An 18,243-nucleotide genomic window follows, 5' to 3' on the forward strand; every position below is an offset into this window, starting at 1 on the left:
TTCGACTTCCGTTCCTGCCGTTCCCGGAAGTCTAGGGAGCGCGTCAGCCCAGCTGCTGTCCGAGCAGGCCGACGCCGACGAGGGCCAGGCCCACGATCACGCCGATCGCGATCATGCGGCCGGAGCCCTCGCCGAGCGCCTTGATCCGGAGGACGAACACGACGAGGAGCACCGCCAGCATGCCGACGACGGCGATGCCCCACGCCGGGCCCATGATCAGGAGGTGGTTGACGCGGTGCCGAGGGTCACGGTCACGGTCTGCGACTTCCCGTCGCGGGAGAACGTGACGGGGATCCTCGTGCCGCCCGCGTAGGAGCGGACCTGCCCGGCGAGGTCGGTGTAGCTCGTCACCGGGACCTTGCCGACCGCGGTGATGATGTCGCCCTTCTGGATCCCGGCCTTCGCCGCGGCGCCGCCCTGGGTCGCCTCGGACACCTTCACGCCGGCGACGGTGCCCGTCGTGGCGGTCTCGTTCGCCACCGAGGTGACGCCGAGCTGGCCGTGCGTCGGGGTCTTCCCGGCGATGATGTCGTCGGCGATGCGCTTGGCGACGGTCGAGGGGATGGCGAAGCCGACGCCGATGCTGCCCGACTGCCCGGACGAGCTGGAATCGGAGCCCGTGCCGGCGATGGCAACGTTCACGCCGATGACGTCGCCCTGCGCGTCGAGCAGCGCACCGCCGGAGTTGCCGGGGTTGATCGCCGCGTCGGTCTGCAGCACCGAGAGGTAGATGTTCTGGGTCTGCGCCGGCGTCTGCGACTGACCGCCGCTGCCGTCGCCGAAGTCCCAGAAGTTGAACGGGCTGCCGCTGCCGCCGCTGTCGCCGCCGGAGCCGCTCTGCCCCTTCGGCACGGCCGAGGAGGCGACGGCGATGCTGCGGTTCAGCGCGCTGACGATGCCGGTCGTGACCGTGTTCGGCAGGTCGAGCGGGGCGCCGATCGCTACGACGCTGTCGCCCACGTTGAGGTCGCTCGAGTTCCCGAACTGCGCGGGCGTCAGGCCGGACGCGTTCGTGAGCTTGATCACGGCGAGGTCGTTCATCGGGTCGGTGCCGACGACCTTCGCGGCGTAGATGTGGCCGTCCGTCGCGGTGACGGAGATCGTGCCGCTCGAGCTGTCGCCGTCCAGCGTGACGACGTGGTTGTTCGTCAGGACGTAGCCGTCGGAGGACAGGATGATCCCGGACCCGGTGCCCGACTCGTTCGTCGCCGAGACGGAGATCGTGACGACCGAGGGCGACGCCTTCGCCGCGACGGCGGACACCGCGGTCGCGGTCGACGGGTTGTTGATCGTGATGCCCTGGCCGCTGGTCGTGGACGAGGTGACGGTGGCGCGCGGGTTCGCCGCGATCGCGATGCCGGCGCCGATGCCGCCGCCGATCAGTGCCGCGACGACCGCGGTCGCCGCGATCGGGATGAGCAGCCCGCGGCGCTCACGACGCCGGAACGCCGCGCCCTTCGGCTCGGGCTGCGGCTCGGTCGCGACGGGCGTCGCCGCGGTGCCCGTGTCCGGCCGCTCCGCGAACTGCTCGCGGTCGAACGGCGCCGTCGCGGCGTCGTCGCCGAGGTGGCCGCCGTCGCCCGCGTCCGGTCGAGGAGTGCTGTCGGTCATGGTGCTCCTTCCAAAGCCCGCCCAGGCTGCACGCCGGCCCCATGGGTTTCCTATGAGCCGGCAGAGCCCTTCCTAGGACGGATCGACCTCTAGGTTTGCTCGCATGTGGAGGCCGGGACCGTGGCGTCGCGCTGCGGCGGGAGCGGGACTGCTGACCGCCGACGGTGTGCCGGGCACGACCATCTTCGCGGAGATGAGCGCGCTCGCCGCGTCGACGGGCGCAATCAACCTCGGTCAAGGGTTCCCGGACACGGACGGGCCGCAGGAGGTCCTCCGGGCCGCGCAGGACGCGATCGCCGCGGGGGTCAACCAGTACCCGCCGGGCCGCGGCACGCAGGTGCTGCGCGAGGCGGTCGCACGGCACCAGGCGCGCTGGTACGGGCTCCGCGTGGATCCGGAGACGGAGGTGCTCGTCACCGCGGGCGCCACGGAGGCGCTCGCGGCCGTGCTCCTCGCCTTCGTCGACGAGGGCGACGAGGTGCTGACCCTCGAGCCCGCGTACGACGCCTACGGCGCCGTCATCGCCCTGGCCGGCGGCGTGCACCGGACGGTCCCCGTCGACTGGCCGGCCTTCCGGCCCGACCCGGACCGCCTCCGGGACGCGATCACCGACCGCACGCGCGTGATCCTCCTGAACACCCCGCACAACCCGACGGGCGCAGTGCTCGACGAGGCGCTCCTCCGCGTCGTGGTGGAGGCCGCCGAACGGCACGACGCGCTGATCGTCACCGACGAGGTCTACGAGCACCTCCTGTTCGACGGCGCCCGGCACGTCCCGGTCGCGGCCCTGCCCGGAGCGTGGGACCGCACGATCTCGATCTCCTCGGGCGGCAAGACGTTCAGCACGACGGGCTGGAAGATCGGCTGGCTGACCGGACCCGCGGAGCTCGTCTCCGCCGCGCTCGCCGTGAAGCAGTTCCTGACGTTCGTGAACGGGGCGCCGTTCCAGCCGGCGATCGCCGCCGGCCTGGACCTGCCCGACGAGGTGTTCGCGTCGATCGCCGGGACGCTGCAGACCGGGCGCGACACGCTCGTCTCGGGGCTCGAGGCGGCCGGCTTCCCCGTCTCCGTGCCGCGGGCGGGCTACTTCGTCATCGTCGACGGCGCGCCGCTCGGCTTCCCCGACGGCGCCGAGCTGTGCCGGAGCCTCCCGACCCTCGCGGGCGTCGTCGGCGTCCCGGTCTCCGCGTTCTGCCGGGACGAGCAGGCGGCGCGCATGCGGTCACTGGTCCGGTTCGCGTTCTGCAAGTCGCCCGGCGTGCTCGCGGAGGCGTCGACGCGGCTCGCGACCCTCGCTCAACGCGGCAGCACGGTGTAGCGGCGGAGGCGCAGCGCGGGGTTGGCCGCGCGCACCTCCCGCACGCGGGCCGGGTCGAGGTCGGCGACCGCCACGGCGCGATCCTCGCCGAGCTCCGCGAGCGTCTCCCCGGACGGACCGACGATCAGGCTGGTGCCGACGCCCTCCGGCGGGATCTGCCCGGCCGCCGCGACGAACGCCGTGTTCTCGATCGCGCGCGCGGTGAGCAGCGTGCGCCAGTGGTGCACCTTGCCGGGTCCGGGCACCCAGTCGGACGGGACGAGCACGAGGTCGACCTCGGCGTCCGCGAGCACGCGGGTGACCTCCGGGAACCGGAGGTCGTAGCAGGTCTGCAGGCCGACGCGGAGGTCGCCGACGAGGAAGGTCTCGGGCGGCTCGAGCGCGCCCGGCTCGACCCATCGGCTCTCCGTCGCGCCGAACGCGTCGTAGAGGTGCGTCTTCCGGTAGGTCGCCACGACGCCCTCGCCGGACACGGCGACCGCGGTGTTGCGGAACCGCTCCCCCGACGCCGTCTCGACGAGCCCGAAGACGGCGACGACGCCGGCTGCCGCGGCCGCCTCCTGCACCCCCGCCGTGAACGGGCCGTCGAGCGGCTGCGCGTGCTCCGCGAACCGCGGCCCCATCCGGTGCTCGAAGAAGGAGGCGTACTCCGGCAGCACGACGAGGTCGGCGCCCTGCCCGGCCGCCTTCGCGATGAGATCGCGGACGGCGTCGAGGTTCGCCGCCGTGTCGACACCCGGAGCGAACTGCGCGACCGCCACCCGGATCATGCCCCGATCGTAGGAGGCGGTCGTGGACCGCGGCGAGCGCGCCTCCTCACGGTGGACGTGGGAGGAGCGCTCGCTACCGTGCGGGTCGTGGATCTCCAGCTGCAGGACCGGGTCGCGCTCGTCGTCGGCGGTGCCGGCCTGATCGGCTCCGCCGTGGTCGAGCGGCTGCGGACGGAGGGCGCGGTCGTCGTGGTCGCGTCCCGGCACGCCGCGGACGGTGTCGTGCTCGACGGGCGGGACGACGAGTCCGTGCGGCGCGCGGTCGCCGCGGTGCTCGAGGAGCACGGGCGCATCGACGCGCTCGTCGTGAGCGCTGCGCCGTCCGCGCAGACGCTCGACCCGGCGCGGAACAGCGACCCGGACCAGGTCATCGACGCGTTCGACGCGAAGGCGCTGGTATTCCTGCGCATCGCGAACGCGGTCGTCCCCGCGATGCGCGACGCGGGCTACGGCCGGATCGTCGTGCTGAGCGGCCAGAACGCGTTCGTGACGGGCAGCATCACCGGCTCGGTGCGGAACGCGGCGACGATCGTGATCGCGAAGAACCTGGCGGACTCGCTGGCGGGCACGGGCGTCGCGGTGACCGCGGTGAGTCCCGGCATCGTCAGCGAGCAGCCGGAGGCGGAGGTGCGGCCCGGCGCCGGCGGTCAGTCGTCCCCGGAGCAGATCGCCGACCTCGTCGCATTCCTGACGTCGCCGCTCAGCGCGGTGTCGGGCGAGTCGATCGCGATCGGCCACCGGGTCCGGGGCGTGACGACGCTCTGAGCTCCCGGCGCGTCGCACCGTCCGCTCCCTAGGCTCGGTCCATGTCGCTGCAGGACGCGTGGCCGCTGTTCGGGCTCGAGCTCCGGAGCCCGAACCTCCACCTCCGGATCGTGCGCGACGAGGACCTGTCCGGCCTCCTCGCCGCGGTCGAGGCGGGCATCCACGACCCGGACGTCATGCCGTTCGGCGTGCCGTGGACGGACGCGGAGCCCGAGGCGCTGCGCCGCGGCTTCGCGCAGTACCAGTGGGGCAAGCGCTCGCGGGTCAGGGCCGGGACGTGGGACCTCAGCTTCGCCGTGCTGCGGGAGGGCGTGCCGATCGGCATCCAGGACGTGTCGGCGTCCGACTTCGGCGTCCGCCGCACGGTGACGACCGGCTCGTGGCTGACCCGCGCGCAGCAGGGGCTCGGTCTCGGCAAGGAGATGCGGGCCGCGACGCTGCTGTTCGCCTTCGACCACCTGGGCGCCGAGTTCGCGGAGTCGAGCGCCGCCACCTGGAACCGCGCCTCCCTCGCCGTGTCGCGAGCGCTCGGCTACGAGGACAACGGGCGCAGCCGGGTCGTCAAGCGCCCGGGCGAGGCGCAGACGGAGCAGCGCGTCCGGCTCGAGCGCGACGCGTTCAAGCGGCCGGACTGGACGCTCGGGATCACCGGCCTCGAGGCGGCGCTGCCCGAGCTGCTCGACTGACGCCGCGCGCTGCCGGGCGCTTCGCGACAAGAACGGGCGCTGCAGCGCGCCCGCCTTGTCGCATCGCGCCCGCCGAGCGACGGGGTCCCGGCTCGGGGCCGGGGCCCGCGTCCCACCCTGCGGGCCGCATGTGGAGCGGGACGCGGGTCGTCCGAGGCGCCTTGCTCGTCCCGGCCCTCGCGCGGACAGCCGCATTCGTCACCCCGTCCGAGCGTGCGCGAACGGTAGGGCGGTCGGCCGGGAACCCGCTGTGACCGGTGCGACCGCTGAAGACGCGGGGCCGGGCGGTCACCGCGACACGGCGCGCACCTCAGTAGCCCGCGAAGCGGACGGTCTCCCCCGCGACCGGGCACGACGCCGTGACGAGGCCGTCGGACACCACGAGCCCGAGCGGGTGCGAATCGGGGTGCAGGGGGCACTCGGGCAACCGCTTCGCCCAGGCGACCGCCGTCTCGCAGAGCTCGTCGACGAGCCACTCGAGGTCGTGCTCCAGCACGGTGCGCGGGTCGTCGCCGAGGACGATGTCGATCGGGAACCCGAAGCCGTGCGTGCCGTCCGTCGCCCAGATCGTGTCCTCATCGCCGCGGCGGACGCGGATGTCGCCCGCCCGGTCGCCGAGCACCATTGCGAGCCCGATCCGCACGAGACGCTCCCGCTCCTCCGGCCGCATCGCCCCCGGTCGCCACCAGGGGTGCTCGCGCGCGAGCGCGGCCTCCGAGAGGAAGCGCTCGTAGCGCGCGCGCCTGTCCCCGTCGTCGGTCACGCCCGCCTCCGCTCGGCCGCCATCGCGGTACCCGGTCCGGATGGTAGCGCCGGCGTCCCGTAGCGCAGGGAGAACCATTCCGTCGGCCCGCGACGCGCCGCACCGGCAGCGGCGCGCACCTCCCGCGCCCGCTGTCGTCCGTGCCGTATCGTCCGGTGACCGCGAAGGAGGGGCATGCCGCACATCAGGGTCGCCGTCCCGTTCCAGGACAACTGGTACTTCGACGCCGTGCTCGACGGCGTCCGGCGGCGCGCGGCGCGCGACGGCCTCGCGGTCGAGGTGCAGGTCGAAGCGCCGGGGAGGGCGGGTCGGAGCGCCGTCGTGGACGGGTTCGACGCCGCGCTCGGCGACCCCGACTGCGCCGGCGCGGTCGCCGTGCACTTCGAGTTCGAGCCGGACCAGGTCGCGCGCCTGCGCGCCCACGGCAGGACCGTCGTCGTGATCGGCGGCGCCTGCGACGGGCTGCCGAGCATCCTGCCGGACGACGCAGCGGGGGCGGCGGCGGCGACGCGGCACCTCCTCGACCTCGGGCACCGCGCGATCGCGCACCTCGGCGGGTACGCGACCTCCCCCGACGACTTCTCGATGCGGACCGACCGGGTGCGCGGCTACAGCGAGGCGATGCGGGATGCGGGCCTCGAGGCGGGATCACACGTCGTGCCGTGCGAGTTCACCCATGACGCCGCGCACCGCGCCGCGACGGCGCTACTCTCCGACCCCGACCGGCCGACCGCGGTCTTCGTCGTGGCGGACGAGCTCGCGTTCGCCGTGCTGGACGCGGCGGATGACCTCGGGCTCGGCGTGCCCGGTGACCTGAGCGTGATCGGTATCGACGACCACGTCGGAGCGGCGGCGCGCGGTCTGACGACCTTCCGTCAGGACGTCCCGGCGATCGGCGAGGCGGCGGTCGAGCGCGTGCTCGGCATCACCGAGTTCGAGCGGCTCGAGACGGAACTGACGCTCGTCCCGCGGTCGACCACCGCCCCGCCCGGCGCGGCCGCTCCGCCCGCGCGGCGCGGCGGCCTCCTCGGCCTGCTGTCCCGGCGACGCTGACGTCGGCGATGTCGCCGCCGGATGGTGGACTGCGGCCGTGAGCGACACCGCGGCGGCGACGCCGGCGCTGAGCGACGTGACCGCGGCGTACGACGAGGCGGCCGACCGCTACATCGAGCTGGTCGGCTCCGTCGAGCGCGTCGGCGAGGAGGACCGGGCGGCGATCGGCGCATGGGCGGCCGACCTGACCGGACCGGTGCTCGACGTCGGCTCCGGGCCGGGGCACTGGAGCGGGTACCTGCACGACCGCGGCATCGAGGTGGAGGGGGTCGACGCGACCCCGCGGCTCCTCGCCCACGCCAGGCGGACGCACCCGGGCATCGTCTTCCGCCTCGGCGACCTCCGGGAGCTCGAGCCGGAGCACCGGTCCCTCGGCGGTGTGCTCGCCTGGTTCTCCCTCATCCACACCGACCCGGCGCTCGTCCCCGACGTGCTGCGCCGGCTGGCGCAGGGGCTGCGGCCCGGCGGCTCGATGCTCGTCGGGTTCTTCGCCGGGGACCGGATCGAGCCCTTCGACCATCGGGTGATCACCGGCTGGACCTGGCCGATGGCGACGATGACCGGGGCGCTCGAAGCCGTCGGGCTCGCGGTGCTCGACGCCCGGACGTGGCGGACGCCGAACGGTCGGTGCAACGCCGCCGTCCGAGCGCGCCGCGTCGACTGAACGACGGAGGAGGCGAGGATGAGCACAGGGGTGAGCCGCCGAGCGGCCGTCGCGACCGCCGTCGGCGTCGGGATGTCGGGGCTGCTCGCCGCCTGCACCGACGGATCGCCGACGCCTCCGACCCGGACCGCGACGACCGAGCCGGTGCCGACGCCGACGGGCCCCGCCACCTGGAGCGCCCTCGCCGCCGCCACGACGGGCACGCTCCTCCGTCCGGGGTCGAGCGGGTGGGACGCGGCACGGGTGCTGCGGAACCCGCGCTACGACGACGCGGACCCGCTCGGCATCCTCCGCGTCGCGAGTGCCGAGGACGTGGCGGCGGGCTTCGCGTTCGCCAGGGCGACGCGGATGCCCGTGGCGCTGCGGGCCGGCGGTCACTCGTACACCGGCTGGTCCGCGGGCGGTGCGCCGGGCACGGACGTGCCGCGCTCGCTCGTCATCAGCACCGCGGACCTCCGGTCGATCGACGTCGCCTCCGACGGCGGCACGGTCACCATCGGCCCGGGCGCACGGCTCCTCGACGTGTACGAGCGGCTCGCCGCCGCGGGACGCGCGATCGGCGCGGGCTCCTGCGCGACCGTCGGGATCGGCGGGCTCACGCTCGGCGGCGGCCTCGGCGTGCTCGTGCGCTCGTTCGGGCTCACCTGCGATCAGCTCACGGCGGCGACGCTCGTCACCCCCGACGGACGGCAGCACCGCGTCAGCGCGACCGCGGAGCCGGACCTGTTCTGGGCCTGCCGCGGGGGCGGCGGCGGCACGGTCGGCGCGGTCACCTCGCTCACCTTCCGCACGCGGCCCGCGCCGGAGGTGCTCACCTTCGGGATCGCCTTCCCGTGGGCGGCCGCGGCGGACGTCGTCGCCGCCTGGCAGCGCTGGGCACCGACGGCCGACCGCCGGCTCTGGTCGTCCCTCAAGCTCCTCGGCGGCACCCGGCACCCGGGCGGCCCGTCCGTCACCGTCTCCGGGACCTGGACCGGGCCGAGGACGGCCGCCGACGCCGCCGTCGACGGCTTCATCCGCGACACCGGGGCGACGCCACTCGCCCACACGGCGACCTCCGCGTCGTACGGGACCGCGATGCGCGCGCTCGCCGGGAACGGCGCCCGGGCGTCCGAGGCGGCGACGTCCTCCGTCGGGACGAAGCCGCTCGACGCCGTGGGGATCCGGACGCTCGTCGGCCAGGTCGAGGGGGCGTCGTCCGTCGCCGGCGTGACGGAGGGCGGCGTGGCGCTCGACGCGCTCGGCGGTGCGGTCGCCGACCCCGCCGCGACCGACACCGCCTTCCCCTGGCGGTCCGCGCTGTGGACCGCGCAGTACACGGCGACCTTCGCCGACGGCGCCGATCCCGCCCCCTTCGACGCGGTCGTCCGCGGCTTCCGGGCGGCGATGCGGCCGTCGTGGGGCGACGCCGCCTACGCGAACTACTGCGACGCGGCGATCACGGATCCGTCCGCCTACTTCGGCGGCAACACGGAGCGGCTGCGCGGCATCGCCCGCGCCGCGGACCCGGACGGGCTCCTCCGGCAGCCCCACTGGGTCTGACCGCCAGAGCCGGCCGTCCAGGGAACGCAGAAGGCCCCGGTCGTTCGACCGGGGCCTTCTCGCTCGTCTGAGCGCTGTGTTGCGGGGGCAGGATTTGAACCTACGACCTCTGGGTTATGAGCCCAGCGAGCTACCGAACTGCTCCACCCCGCGATGCATGAAGAAGCCTACCATCCCTCGGCGCGGGGCTCGGACGTCGACCGGGATCAGCCCTCCGCGGCGATCGCGTCGGCGATCGCCTGCTGCAGCGCCTTGTCCGCCTGCGCGGCCTTGACGAGGTCGTTGTCCTTGTACGCCGCCTCGCGATCGGCGAGCGCCTGCTTCGCGTCGGCGAGCGCCGCCTGCAGCTTCGCGTTGTCGGTGCCCGTGCTCGGCGTCGTCGGGGTCGTCGGGGTGTTGCCGTTGCCGGAGTCCGGCGTGTCCGTGCCCGAGTTGCCGCCGAAGAGCGCATTCAGCGACTCGTCGAGGGTGTCCGCGATCTGCACGTTGCCGCCGAACGCCGTCAGCACCTTCCGCAGCAGCGGGTAGGAGTTGCTCGAGCTCGACTTCACGTACACCGGCTCGACGTACAGGAGGCCGCCGCCGACCGGGATCGTGAGCAGGTTGCCGTAGATGACGCTCGATCCCGACCCGGACGAGCCGCCGATGTTCAGCAGGTTCAGCTGCGACTTGATCGTGGTGTCGGACTGGAACGCGGCCTGGACCTGCGTCGGCCCGGACACGACGTTGTTCTGGGGCAGCACGAGCAGGCGGAGCTGGCCGTAGTCGGCCGCCTTCGTCCCCTGCGTCGACCCGGCGTCGGCGTCCACGGCGAGGTAGCCGGTGAGGCGACCGCGCTGCTCCGTCGTGCTCGAGCCAGGGATGAACGTCGAGTACAGCGAGAACGTCGGTGCGTCCTGCGTCGGCAGCTTCATCGTCAGGTAGTACGGCGGCTGCTTCGACGTGTTGTTCGTGTCCGCGGCGGCCGACGGGTCGTTCGGCGTGCCCCACTGGTCCTCGCTCGTGTACCAGAGCGCAGGACTCGTCACGTGGTACTGGCCGAGCACCTCGCGCTGCACGCGGAAGAGGTCCTCCGGGTAGCGCACGTGGCTGATCAGGTCGCCGCCCATCGCCGACAGGTTCTCGACGGTCGACGGGAAGACGCTGCGCCAGGCCTTCAGCACCGGGTCGCTCGGGTCCCAGGCGTAGAGCTTCACCTGCCCCGTGTAGGCGTCGACCGTCGCCTTGACGGAGTTGCGGATGTAGTTGATCTGGTCGGTCGCGTAGCTCGTCGTCGTGTTGGTGTTCGAGTTCGACAGCGCCTGCGTGAGGCTCTGGCTGCTCGAGTAGGGGTAGCTCGACGAGGTCGTGTACCCGTCGACGATCCACACGATCCGGCCGTTGACGACGGACGGGTACGGATCCGAGTCGAGCGTCAGGTAGGGGGCGACCTTCTGCACGCGCGTCTTCGGGTCGCGGTCGTAGAGGATCTGCGAGTCCTGGTTGACGGCGTTCGACAGCAGGATCTGGTCGGAGGAGAACTTCAGAGCGTAGACGAGCCGGTTGAAGAGGTTCCCGACGCTCGGACCGCCCTCCCCCGCCCCCGTGGCGTCATAGGTCGAGCTCTGCTGCTCGCTGTTCGCGCCGTTGCCGCTCGCGTAGTCGAGCTCGATCGGCTTCGTGCTCTTCGGTGCGCCGACGACCGAGAACGGCGGCGAGTTCTCACCGAAGTAGATGCCCGGCTGCTTGATGTCGAGGGAGCCGCTCGTCGGGATGTTCGACTCGAAGAAGGACGGGGCGCCGCCGGCGGTCGGCTTCGTGCCGTATGCGGCGACCAGGCCGTAGCCGTGCGTGTAGACGAAGGTGTTGTTGTACGGCGACGAGGTCTGCAGGCCGGCCTGGTTCAGCTCCCGGACCGCGACGACGGCGTCCTGCGAGGTGCCGTCGATCCGGTAGCGGTCGACGTCGAGGAACGCCGGGAACTTGTAGTACTGCTTGAACTGCTGCAGCTGCGCGAAGGTCGCCGACACGACGTTGGGGTCGATGATCCGGATGTTCGCGGTGGTCTGCGCGTCCGAGCGGAGCGCGCCCTCCTGCGCCGTGGTCTTCGCGTTGTAGGCGATCTGCTTCGTCCCGGCCACGCCGTAGGCCTCACGCGTCGCGTTGATCGCGGACTTGATGTAGGGCCGCTCCAGGCTGCCCTCGTTCGGCTTCACCTGCAGGTTCCAGAGGGCCCAGGGGAAGACGGAGCCGACGACGATCGAGACGACGACGAGCAGGCCGGTGCCGATCAGCGGCAGACGCCAACGACCGATGACCGCGGTGACGACGAAGAGCGCGGCGACGAGCAGGGCGCAGACCGCGAGGATCAGCCGGCCGGGGATGACCGCGTTCGCGTCCGCGTAGGCCGCGCCGGTGAACAGACCGCCGGTGCTCTGGTCGTAGAGCGTCGTGAACTGGTCCAGGTACAGGCTGACCGCCTGCAGCAGGAGGAAGACCGCGAAGGTCACCGCGACCTGCACCCGCGCGGCGCGCGAGACCCGGATGTCGCGGCCGACCACGCGGATGCCGCCGTAGAGGTAGGAGGTCGCGATCGCCGCCACGGTGGAGACGACGAGCACCGCGGACGCGAAGCCGACGATGCCGTGCAGCGCGGGCAGCGTGAAGAGGTAGAAGCCGACGTTCATCCCGAAGACCGGATCGGTCTGCCCGGGCACGTCCTGCGCGTGGAACATCAGCAGGATCGGCTGCCAGCGGGCGGCCGCCGAGACGCCCGCGAAGAGGCCGACCACGACCGGCACGCCGATCATCACGACGCGGCGCAGCGGCTCGATGACCTGCTGGTAGCGGTCGAGCTGCGCGGTCAGCTTCGCGTAGACGGGGCGGAGCCGGTACGCGAGCTGGATCGTCACGATCACGGGGACGGCCATGCCGAGGAAGCCCACGACGAAGAGCCCGGCGATGGCGAGCCATTCCGTGTACAGGACGCTCGAGTAGCCGAGCTTCCCGAACCAGAGCGCGTCCGTGTACAGACCCGCGAAGAGGAAGAACCCGATGAGGAGCACGACCACGACGCCCAGGGTGATCGCGAGTACCGCGCGCCTCCGTCGTGCCGGCGCTGCTGCCTGCGTCGTCACCCGGAGGAGCCTACCCGTGCCGAGCAGGTCGGCAGGCCCCGGACGGATCCCTGGTCACGCACGTGTTCGAGCGCCTCGAGGGAGTCCGAGAGGGTGCCCACAGCAACCACATCGAGACCACCAGGGATGTGCCCCTCCACCTCGTCGCAGTTCGCCTCGGGCGCGAGGAACAGGGTCGCTCCGGCCGCCCGCGCTGCCGCCATCTTCTGCACGATGCCGCCGATCGCGCCGACCGTGCCGTCGCCGCAGATCGTCCCGGTGCCGGCGACATGGCGCCCGCCCGTCAGGGACCCGGGCGTGAGCTTGTCGATGATGCCGAGCGCGAACATCATCCCTGCGGACGGGCCGCCGACGTCGTCGATCCGCAGGTCGACCTCGAACGGCGGCTTCACCGTCGCCGAGCTCGTGACGCCGAGGAGCGGCCGCGTGCCGCCCGTCCCGTCCGGCACCCGCTTCGGCGTGACGTCGAGGGTGCGGGAGGCGCCGTCGCGGGTCACGACGACGGTCGACGCCTTCGCCCCGCCCGCGATGACGGCGTTCTGCAGCGAGCACGCGTCCTGGATCCGCCGCCCGTCGTACTCGGTGACGACGTCGCCCGGACGCAGCACGCCCGCGGCGGCGGACCCCGCCCGCACGGTGGCGACGGTCACCTTCCCGTCCACGTCGTAGCCGAGGTCGGTGAGGGCCGCCGCGATGGCGCTCTGCTGCGACGAGGTCATCTCCTGGGCGCTCTCCCGATCCGCCTGCTGCTGCGTCTCCCCCTGCGGGAAGACCGCCTCGAGCGGGATCACGGTCTTCGTCGGATCGAGCCACGCCTGGGCCAGGTCGAGCCACGACGGCCCGGACGACACCGTGCCCACCACGGACACGGTGAGCAGGTCGAGCCGACCCGTCGTCGGGTACGTCCTCCGGTCCGGGATCGAGATGAGCGGAGCGCGGTCCTTGCCGGTGCCGCTCGAGCCGAGCGTGTCGAAGACAGGACCGGGCTGCTCGACCGCGTACGGCGAGGGCAGCAGCGCGACCACGAGGACGAGGGCGACCGCGAGCAGGGCGACGACGGGGACGACGCGGGACGTGCCCGTCGCGGGCCGGCTGTGCGCGTCGAGCGAACGCGGCCCCTGTTCCTGCATGGAGCGCCTAGCGTAAAGCCATGGCCGATGAGCCGGACGACGCCTCCGAACCGGATCTGCAGGAGATGCTGCGCCGGATGATGGCGGGCGGGGGTGCGCCCGACACCGCCGCCCTCGCCAAGGCGATGGGGCTGCCGGGCGGCGCTGCCGGCCTCGAGCAGCTGATGGCGCAGCTGCGCCAGGCGATGCAGAACCCGGACGGGACGATCGACTGGTCGATCGCCACCGATCAGGCGATCGCCGCCGCCGGCGCCGGGACGCTGTCCGCGACCGACCAGCAGACCGCGGCGGTCACGCAGGCGTTCGGCGTCGCGAGCCTCTGGCTCGACGAGTCGACGACCTTCGACACGCTGCCCGAGACGCCGGGCACCCTGACCCGCACCCAGTGGATCCGGCAGACGATGCCGTTCTGGGTGCAGCTCGCGGAGCCGGTCGCGCTGCGCATCGCGGACTCGCTCACGAGCGTCTTCACCGAGCAGATCCCGCCGGAGATCGCGGGCGAGCTCGCCGCGCGCGTCCCCGATGCGGGCCGGATGATCCAGCAGGTCTGCGGCACGATCTTCGCCGCGCAGCTCGGCGCGGTCGTCGGCGGCCTCGCGGCGGACGTGGTCTCCGGCGGTGACGTCGGTGTGCCGCTGCTGCCGGACGGCAAGGCGGCCCTCCTGCCCCAGAACCTCGCCGCATTCGGCGAGGGCCTGGACATCGACGAGCAGCAGATCGCCCTCTACCTCGCGGTGCGGGAGCTGGCGCACGCGCGCCTGTTCCGGCACGCGCGGTGGCTGCGCCTGCAGCTCACGAGCACGATCGCGGACTTCTCGCGCGACCTCGGCGTCGACATCGACCAGGTGCAGCGGTTCGCGGAGGGCTTCGACCCGACGGACACCGAGCGGCTCAAGGAGGCGTTCTCCTCCGGCGAGCTCATCCCGCCGAAGACCGAGTCGCAGGAGGCGGCGCTGAACCGCCTCGAGACGACGCTGGCGCTCGTCGAGGGCTGGGTCGACGTGGTGACCGCCGACGCGACGGCGCGCCTGCCGAAGTCCGGAGCGATCGCCGAGACCGTGCGGCGTCGCCGGGCGACCGGCGGGCCGGGCGAGCAGGCGTTCGCGACCCTGGTCGGGCTCGAGCTGCGGCCGCGACGGCTGCGCGAGGCGGCGGCGATGTGGCGCCGAGTGACCGACGCGCTCGGCACCGCCGGCCGGGACGCGCTCTGGTCGCACCCGGACCTCCTGCCGACCGCGGAGGACATCGACGCGCCGGACGCGCTGATCGCCCGGCTCACGGCCGCCGAGCCGCCGAAGGACGACGTCGACCGCGAGATCGAGGAGCTCCTCCGCGGCGACGACCCGCCCCCGCCCGTCTGATCCGCCCGCCGGTGCAGCGGGCTGTGGAGAGCGCGGCGCGCGGATCCGGCCGAGTCGGCACACTCCTCGGGTGCTCCGGATCGACCCCGCGGCGCCGCCGCTCTGGCGGACGCCCGACAGCCTCCAGTTCGGCCACGACCCCGCGCTCGCGGTGCTCGAGGACGTGCCGCCCGGCGCGGAGCAGGTCCTCCACGCGCTCACCGTCGGGGTCGGGCGTCGGCGGCTCGAGGCGGTGGCGGACGAAGCCGGTCTCGACGACCTCGACGGACTCCTCCGGCGCATCCGCCCCGCGCTCGTCCCGGGCGCGCTCGAGACGCCGCCGCTGCGCATCGCCCTCGACGGGCCGCCCGACCTGACGGGCCTGATCCGGCACTGGTTCGGGCCGGAGGAGGACGCCGCTCCGGACGTCGCCGTCGTCGTCGCGCACCACCTCGTGCCGCCCGCGGCCACGGTCCGCCGGCTCGCGGCCGACCTGCCGCACGTCGCGCTGGTCTTCGGCGATCAGGCCGCCGTCGTCGGTCCCGCGGTCGTGCCGGGCGCAACGCCCTGCCTCCGGTGCGCGGAGGAGCACCGGCTCGACGACCCGGCCTGGCGGGCGATCGCCGCGCAGCTGCTCCGGCGGGGACCCGCCAGGACGTCGCGGTCGATCCGCGTGCGGCTCGCCGCCTGCGGCGTGCTCGGCGAGGCGCTCGACCGGATGCGGGACGGCGGTCCGACCGGGCTGGAGGGCGTCGCGGTGCGGATCGCGGCCGACGGTGCGATCAGCCGCGTGCCCCGACCCTGGCACGAGCGGTGCTCGTGCCGGTCGCCTGCGGCAGCGGGACCGCCGGACCCAGCTCCGACAGGAAGCGGGACGGCCGCCGCTCCCCCGGCCGCGGCGCCGCCGAGCGCGCCCACGACACCCGCAGCCGGTCCCGCGCCCGCGTGATGCCGACGTAGAGCAGCCGCCGCTCCTCCTCCACCTCGGCGGCCGTCGTCGCGTAGGAGATCGGCAGCAGCCCCTCCGAGCAGCCGATCAGGTGCACGACCGGCCACTCGAGGCCCTTCGCCGCGTGGAGCGTCAGCACCGATACCGCGCTGACCGGCGGCTCGTGCTGCGCGGCCGCCCGCTCCGCGAGCTCGGCGACGAACGCGGGCAGCGTCGTCCCGGCCGGCGCCTGCTCGGCGAGCGTCCCGAGCGCGTCGAGCAGCTCCCACTGCGTCCGCTGCTCCCCCGGCCCCTGCGGCGCGTGGTGCGTGTGCCCGAGCTGGCGCAGCGCGTCGCTCACCGACTTCACGAGCGGCTCGTCGAGCTTCGCCAGCACCGCGGCGCGGAGCAGCTCGATCGCCTTCCGCACGACCGGCTGCTCGAAGTACCGCGTCGCGCGACCGGTCGTGACCGCGACGCCCTGCGCGGCGAACGCCTGCTCGAGCACCGCGGCCTGCGCGTTGATCCGCACGAGCACGGCGATGTCGGCCGGTGCGGTGCCGCTCGCGATCTGCGCCGCGACGGCCTGCGCGACGCCGGCCGCCTCGTCCGCGTCGTCCGCGTAGTCCCGCACCTGCACGACCGGCTCCCGAGGGTCGGCGCTGCGCCGCACCGCGGTGAGGGTCAGCGCACCGCGCCGTCCCGTCATGAGGCTGTTCGCCGCCTTCACGACCCCGTCGACGGACCGGTAGTTGTGCTCGAGCCGCACGACGGACGCGCCCGGGCGCTCCCCGAAGCGAAGGAGGTACTCGGACTGCGCGCCTGCGAAGGAGTAGATGGTCTGGCTCGCGTCGCCGACCACGCACACGTCCGTGTGGTCCCCGAGCCACGCCTCGAGCAGCCCCTGCTGCGCCGGCGAGACGTCCTGGTACTCGTCGACGGTGAAGAAGCGGTACTGCTCGCGGACCTCCGTCGCGACCTGCGGCTCCGACTCGATCATCCCGGTCGTCGCGAGGAGGACGTCCTCGAAGTCGATGAGGCGCTGCTCGTCCTTGATGGTCTCGTAGCGCTCCGCGAGGGCGATCATCGCGTCGACGTCGAGGCCCTCCGGCATCACGCGGTCGGCGGCCGCGACGACGTACCGCTCCATGGTCATCGCGGCCGTCTTGCGGAACTCGATCTCGCCGGCCGCGTCCTTCAGCGCCGCGCTGCCGAGCCGGAGACGGAGGCCCTCCGCGGCCCGCGCGATGAGCCGCGCCTTGCCGTCGAGGATCGACGGGGCGGGCGAGCCCATCAGCTGCGGCCAGAAGTGGTTCAGCTGCGCGAGCGCGGCGGAGTGGAACGTGCGGGCGGCGATGCCGGGCGCGCCGAGCGACGCGAGCCGGGCGCGGAGCTCCGCGGCCGCCCGGGTCGTGAAGGTCAGCGCCATCACCCGCTTCGGCGGGAACACGCCCGTCGCGACGCCGTACGCGATGCGGTGGGTGATCGTGCGGGTCTTGCCCGTGCCCGCTCCGGCGAGCACGCAGACGGCGCCGGTCAGCGCCTCCGCCGCCGCCCGCTGCTGCTCGTCGAGCGCGTCGAGCAGGGCGTCCGCGTCACTCACCAGTCGCCCTCGAGCCGCCCGCCGTACCAGTGCTCGATGATCGCCCGGGCGATGGAGGTCCGCCCCGGCAGCAGCAGCTCGGTGCCCGCAGCGGTGCGGAGGTCATCGCGCGACCACCAGCGTGCCTCCCGGATCTCCTCGCCGTCCGGGCGCAGCTCGACCTCGCCCGGTTCCTCCGTGCGGGCGATGAAACCGACCATGACGCTCGCGGGGAACGGCCAGGGCTGCGAACCGAGGTACTCGCAGGCGCCGACGCGGACGTCGACCTCCTCCTGCACCTCGCGGCGCACCGCGGCCTCGAACGACTCCCCCGGCTCGACGAAGCCGGCGAGCACCGACACCCGGCGCTCGGGCCACGCCTGGTTGCGCGCGAGGAGCAGCCGGTCGCGGCCGTCGACGACGCCCATGATCACGGCGGCGTCGGTGCGGGGGAAGACGTGCTCGCCACTCGCCTCCGCCTCGAAGCCGTCCGGGTGGCGGACCCAGCCGCCCCGCCCGACGACGGTCGACGCGCCGGAGCGCGGGGAGAAGCCGGCCGTGCGGTGCCAGTTCGCGAGGCCGAGCAGCTCGGCGAACAGGCCGGCGTCGCGGGCGCTGAGCCGTGCCCCGTCCAGCCGCAGGTCGGCCCACTCGCCGTCGACCGGCGGACGGTCGTAGACCGCGCCGAGCACGACCGTGCCGACCGGCGGATCGCCCTCCTCCGTCGTGCGGCCCAGGTACAGCAGCAGCGCGCCGTCCGGCAGCGCCGTGGGCGGCAGCAGCGCCAGCCCCGAGCCGTCCTCCGTCAGCAGCGCGCGACCGCCGGACAGCACCGCGACGCGGGTCGCCGGGTCCGCCCACGAGTCCTCGAGCACGCCCGGCCGATCGCGGGAGACCGCGTCGCGATCGAGGGTGCTGCGGCCCAGTGGAAGCGAATCGCTGAATCCTTCGGGCACGACGGTGCTCACTCCTCCC

Annotated in this window: 15 protein-coding genes and 1 tRNA gene; 7 read left to right on the top strand and 9 right to left on the bottom strand. The window is 73.7% G+C overall.

Annotated elements, in window-relative coordinates:
- Positions 1 to 43: 43 nt before the first annotated feature.
- Both CLV52_RS18515 and CLV52_RS15070 read right to left on the bottom strand, forming a co-directional pair.
- Entirely contained in the window at positions 44 to 214 is a 171-nt protein-coding gene (locus CLV52_RS18515; protein ID WP_162850876.1) for a hypothetical protein, read from the bottom strand.
- 2 nt (positions 215 to 216) lie between these two features.
- The gene (locus tag CLV52_RS15070) at positions 217 to 1,611 is read right to left on the bottom strand and encodes a S1C family serine protease (RefSeq protein WP_133767174.1); all 1,395 of its coding nucleotides are present in this window, start codon (positions 1,609 to 1,611) and stop codon (positions 217 to 219) included.
- A gap of 103 nt (positions 1,612 to 1,714) precedes the next feature.
- On the opposite strand from CLV52_RS15070, the gene CLV52_RS15075 reads away from it, so the two are divergent.
- Positions 1,715 to 2,929 (top strand): aminotransferase class I/II-fold pyridoxal phosphate-dependent enzyme, encoded by a 1,215-nt coding sequence (locus CLV52_RS15075; RefSeq protein WP_133767175.1) that lies wholly within the window; start codon positions 1,715 to 1,717, stop codon positions 2,927 to 2,929.
- Here CLV52_RS15075 and CLV52_RS15080 read toward each other — a convergent pair.
- On the bottom strand, positions 2,908 to 3,699 hold the full coding sequence (locus CLV52_RS15080) for a carbon-nitrogen hydrolase family protein (RefSeq protein ID WP_133767176.1): 792 nt from the start codon (positions 3,697 to 3,699) through the stop codon (positions 2,908 to 2,910). The two genes, CLV52_RS15075 and CLV52_RS15080, sit on opposite strands and share 22 nt — an antisense overlap.
- An 87-nt stretch (positions 3,700 to 3,786) precedes the next feature.
- Here CLV52_RS15080 and CLV52_RS15085 point away from each other — a divergent pair, with 87 nt between their 5' ends.
- Together CLV52_RS15085 and CLV52_RS15090 are read left to right on the top strand one after the other, a co-directional pair.
- The gene (locus tag CLV52_RS15085; RefSeq protein WP_133767177.1) at positions 3,787 to 4,464 is read left to right on the top strand and encodes an SDR family NAD(P)-dependent oxidoreductase; all 678 of its coding nucleotides are present in this window, start codon (positions 3,787 to 3,789) and stop codon (positions 4,462 to 4,464) included.
- Between the two features lie 41 nt (positions 4,465 to 4,505).
- The gene (locus CLV52_RS15090) at positions 4,506 to 5,150 is read left to right on the top strand and encodes a GNAT family N-acetyltransferase (protein WP_133767178.1); all 645 of its coding nucleotides are present in this window, start codon (positions 4,506 to 4,508) and stop codon (positions 5,148 to 5,150) included.
- Positions 5,151 to 5,460: 310 nt separating this feature from the next.
- On the opposite strand, the gene CLV52_RS15095 is transcribed toward CLV52_RS15090, so the two are convergent.
- Positions 5,461 to 5,913 carry a hypothetical protein gene (locus tag CLV52_RS15095; protein ID WP_133767179.1) on the bottom strand — a complete coding sequence of 151 codons (453 nt, stop codon included), beginning with the start codon at positions 5,911 to 5,913 and terminating at the stop codon, positions 5,461 to 5,463.
- A 174-nt stretch (positions 5,914 to 6,087) separates the two neighbouring features.
- On the opposite strand from CLV52_RS15095, the gene CLV52_RS15100 reads away from it, so the two are divergent.
- From CLV52_RS15100 to CLV52_RS15110, 3 genes are read left to right on the top strand one after another with little or no spacing between them, the layout of a single operon-like run.
- On the top strand, positions 6,088 to 6,966 hold the full coding sequence (locus CLV52_RS15100; protein WP_133767180.1) for a LacI family DNA-binding transcriptional regulator: 879 nt from the start codon (positions 6,088 to 6,090) through the stop codon (positions 6,964 to 6,966).
- Positions 6,967 to 7,003: 37 nt separating this feature from the next.
- Positions 7,004 to 7,630 carry a class I SAM-dependent methyltransferase gene (locus CLV52_RS15105; protein WP_133767181.1) on the top strand — a complete coding sequence of 209 codons (627 nt, stop codon included), beginning with the start codon at positions 7,004 to 7,006 and terminating at the stop codon, positions 7,628 to 7,630.
- 18 nt (positions 7,631 to 7,648) lie between these two features.
- Positions 7,649 to 9,172 (top strand): FAD-binding oxidoreductase, encoded by a 1,524-nt coding sequence (locus tag CLV52_RS15110; protein ID WP_133767182.1) that lies wholly within the window; start codon positions 7,649 to 7,651, stop codon positions 9,170 to 9,172.
- A gap of 79 nt (positions 9,173 to 9,251) precedes the next feature.
- Here the strand turns inward: CLV52_RS15110 and CLV52_RS15115 are convergent.
- From CLV52_RS15115 to CLV52_RS15125, 3 genes are all read right to left on the bottom strand, one after another.
- Positions 9,252 to 9,325, bottom strand: a tRNA-Met gene (locus CLV52_RS15115).
- A gap of 53 nt (positions 9,326 to 9,378) precedes the next feature.
- Entirely contained in the window at positions 9,379 to 12,288 is a 2,910-nt protein-coding gene (locus CLV52_RS15120) for a UPF0182 family membrane protein (protein WP_133767183.1), read from the bottom strand.
- Positions 12,285 to 13,418, bottom strand: a complete 1,134-nt coding sequence (locus CLV52_RS15125; RefSeq protein ID WP_133767184.1) for a YlbL family protein — start codon at positions 13,416 to 13,418, stop codon at positions 12,285 to 12,287. Before CLV52_RS15125 ends, CLV52_RS15120 begins: the two co-directional genes overlap by 4 nt.
- 20 nt (positions 13,419 to 13,438) lie before the next feature.
- Here CLV52_RS15125 and CLV52_RS15130 point away from each other — a divergent pair, with 20 nt between their 5' ends.
- The gene (locus tag CLV52_RS15130) at positions 13,439 to 14,779 is read left to right on the top strand and encodes a zinc-dependent metalloprotease (protein ID WP_133767185.1); all 1,341 of its coding nucleotides are present in this window, start codon (positions 13,439 to 13,441) and stop codon (positions 14,777 to 14,779) included.
- A gap of 761 nt (positions 14,780 to 15,540) precedes the next feature.
- Here the strand turns inward: CLV52_RS15130 and CLV52_RS15135 are convergent.
- Both CLV52_RS15135 and nudC read right to left on the bottom strand, forming a co-directional pair.
- Positions 15,541 to 17,289 (bottom strand): ATP-dependent helicase, encoded by a 1,749-nt coding sequence (locus CLV52_RS15135; protein WP_246018168.1) that lies wholly within the window; start codon positions 17,287 to 17,289, stop codon positions 15,541 to 15,543.
- Complete coding sequence (gene nudC / locus CLV52_RS15140; RefSeq protein WP_133767187.1) at positions 17,286 to 18,224, bottom strand: NAD(+) diphosphatase; 939 nt, start codon at positions 18,222 to 18,224, stop codon at positions 17,286 to 17,288. The genes CLV52_RS15135 and nudC overlap by 4 nt, the downstream gene beginning before the upstream one ends.
- Positions 18,225 to 18,243 lie beyond the last annotated feature (19 nt).

Origin of the sequence: Amnibacterium kyonggiense, from assembly GCF_004364555.1 — a bacterium.
Taxonomy (GTDB): domain Bacteria; phylum Actinomycetota; class Actinomycetes; order Actinomycetales; family Microbacteriaceae; genus Amnibacterium; species Amnibacterium kyonggiense.

What these genes read in the sequence shown, in the direction of transcription:
- CLV52_RS15110 (WP_133767182.1), top strand. Translation starts at nt 7,649, where the DNA reads ATGAGCACAGGGGTGAGCCGCCGAGCGGCCGTCGCGACCGCCGTCGGC.
- CLV52_RS15070 (WP_133767174.1), bottom strand. Translation starts at nt 1,611, where the DNA reads ATGACCGACAGCACTCCTCGACCGGACGCGGGCGACGGCGGCCACCTC.
- CLV52_RS15080 (WP_133767176.1), bottom strand. Translation starts at nt 3,699, where the DNA reads ATGATCCGGGTGGCGGTCGCGCAGTTCGCTCCGGGTGTCGACACGGCG.
- CLV52_RS15075 (WP_133767175.1), top strand. Translation starts at nt 1,715, where the DNA reads ATGTGGAGGCCGGGACCGTGGCGTCGCGCTGCGGCGGGAGCGGGACTG.
- CLV52_RS15100 (WP_133767180.1), top strand. Translation starts at nt 6,088, where the DNA reads ATGCCGCACATCAGGGTCGCCGTCCCGTTCCAGGACAACTGGTACTTC.
- CLV52_RS15130 (WP_133767185.1), top strand. Translation starts at nt 13,439, where the DNA reads ATGGCCGATGAGCCGGACGACGCCTCCGAACCGGATCTGCAGGAGATG.
- CLV52_RS18515 (WP_162850876.1), bottom strand. Translation starts at nt 214, where the DNA reads ATGGGCCCGGCGTGGGGCATCGCCGTCGTCGGCATGCTGGCGGTGCTC.
- CLV52_RS15125 (WP_133767184.1), bottom strand. Translation starts at nt 13,418, where the DNA reads ATGCAGGAACAGGGGCCGCGTTCGCTCGACGCGCACAGCCGGCCCGCG.
- CLV52_RS15090 (WP_133767178.1), top strand. Translation starts at nt 4,506, where the DNA reads ATGTCGCTGCAGGACGCGTGGCCGCTGTTCGGGCTCGAGCTCCGGAGC.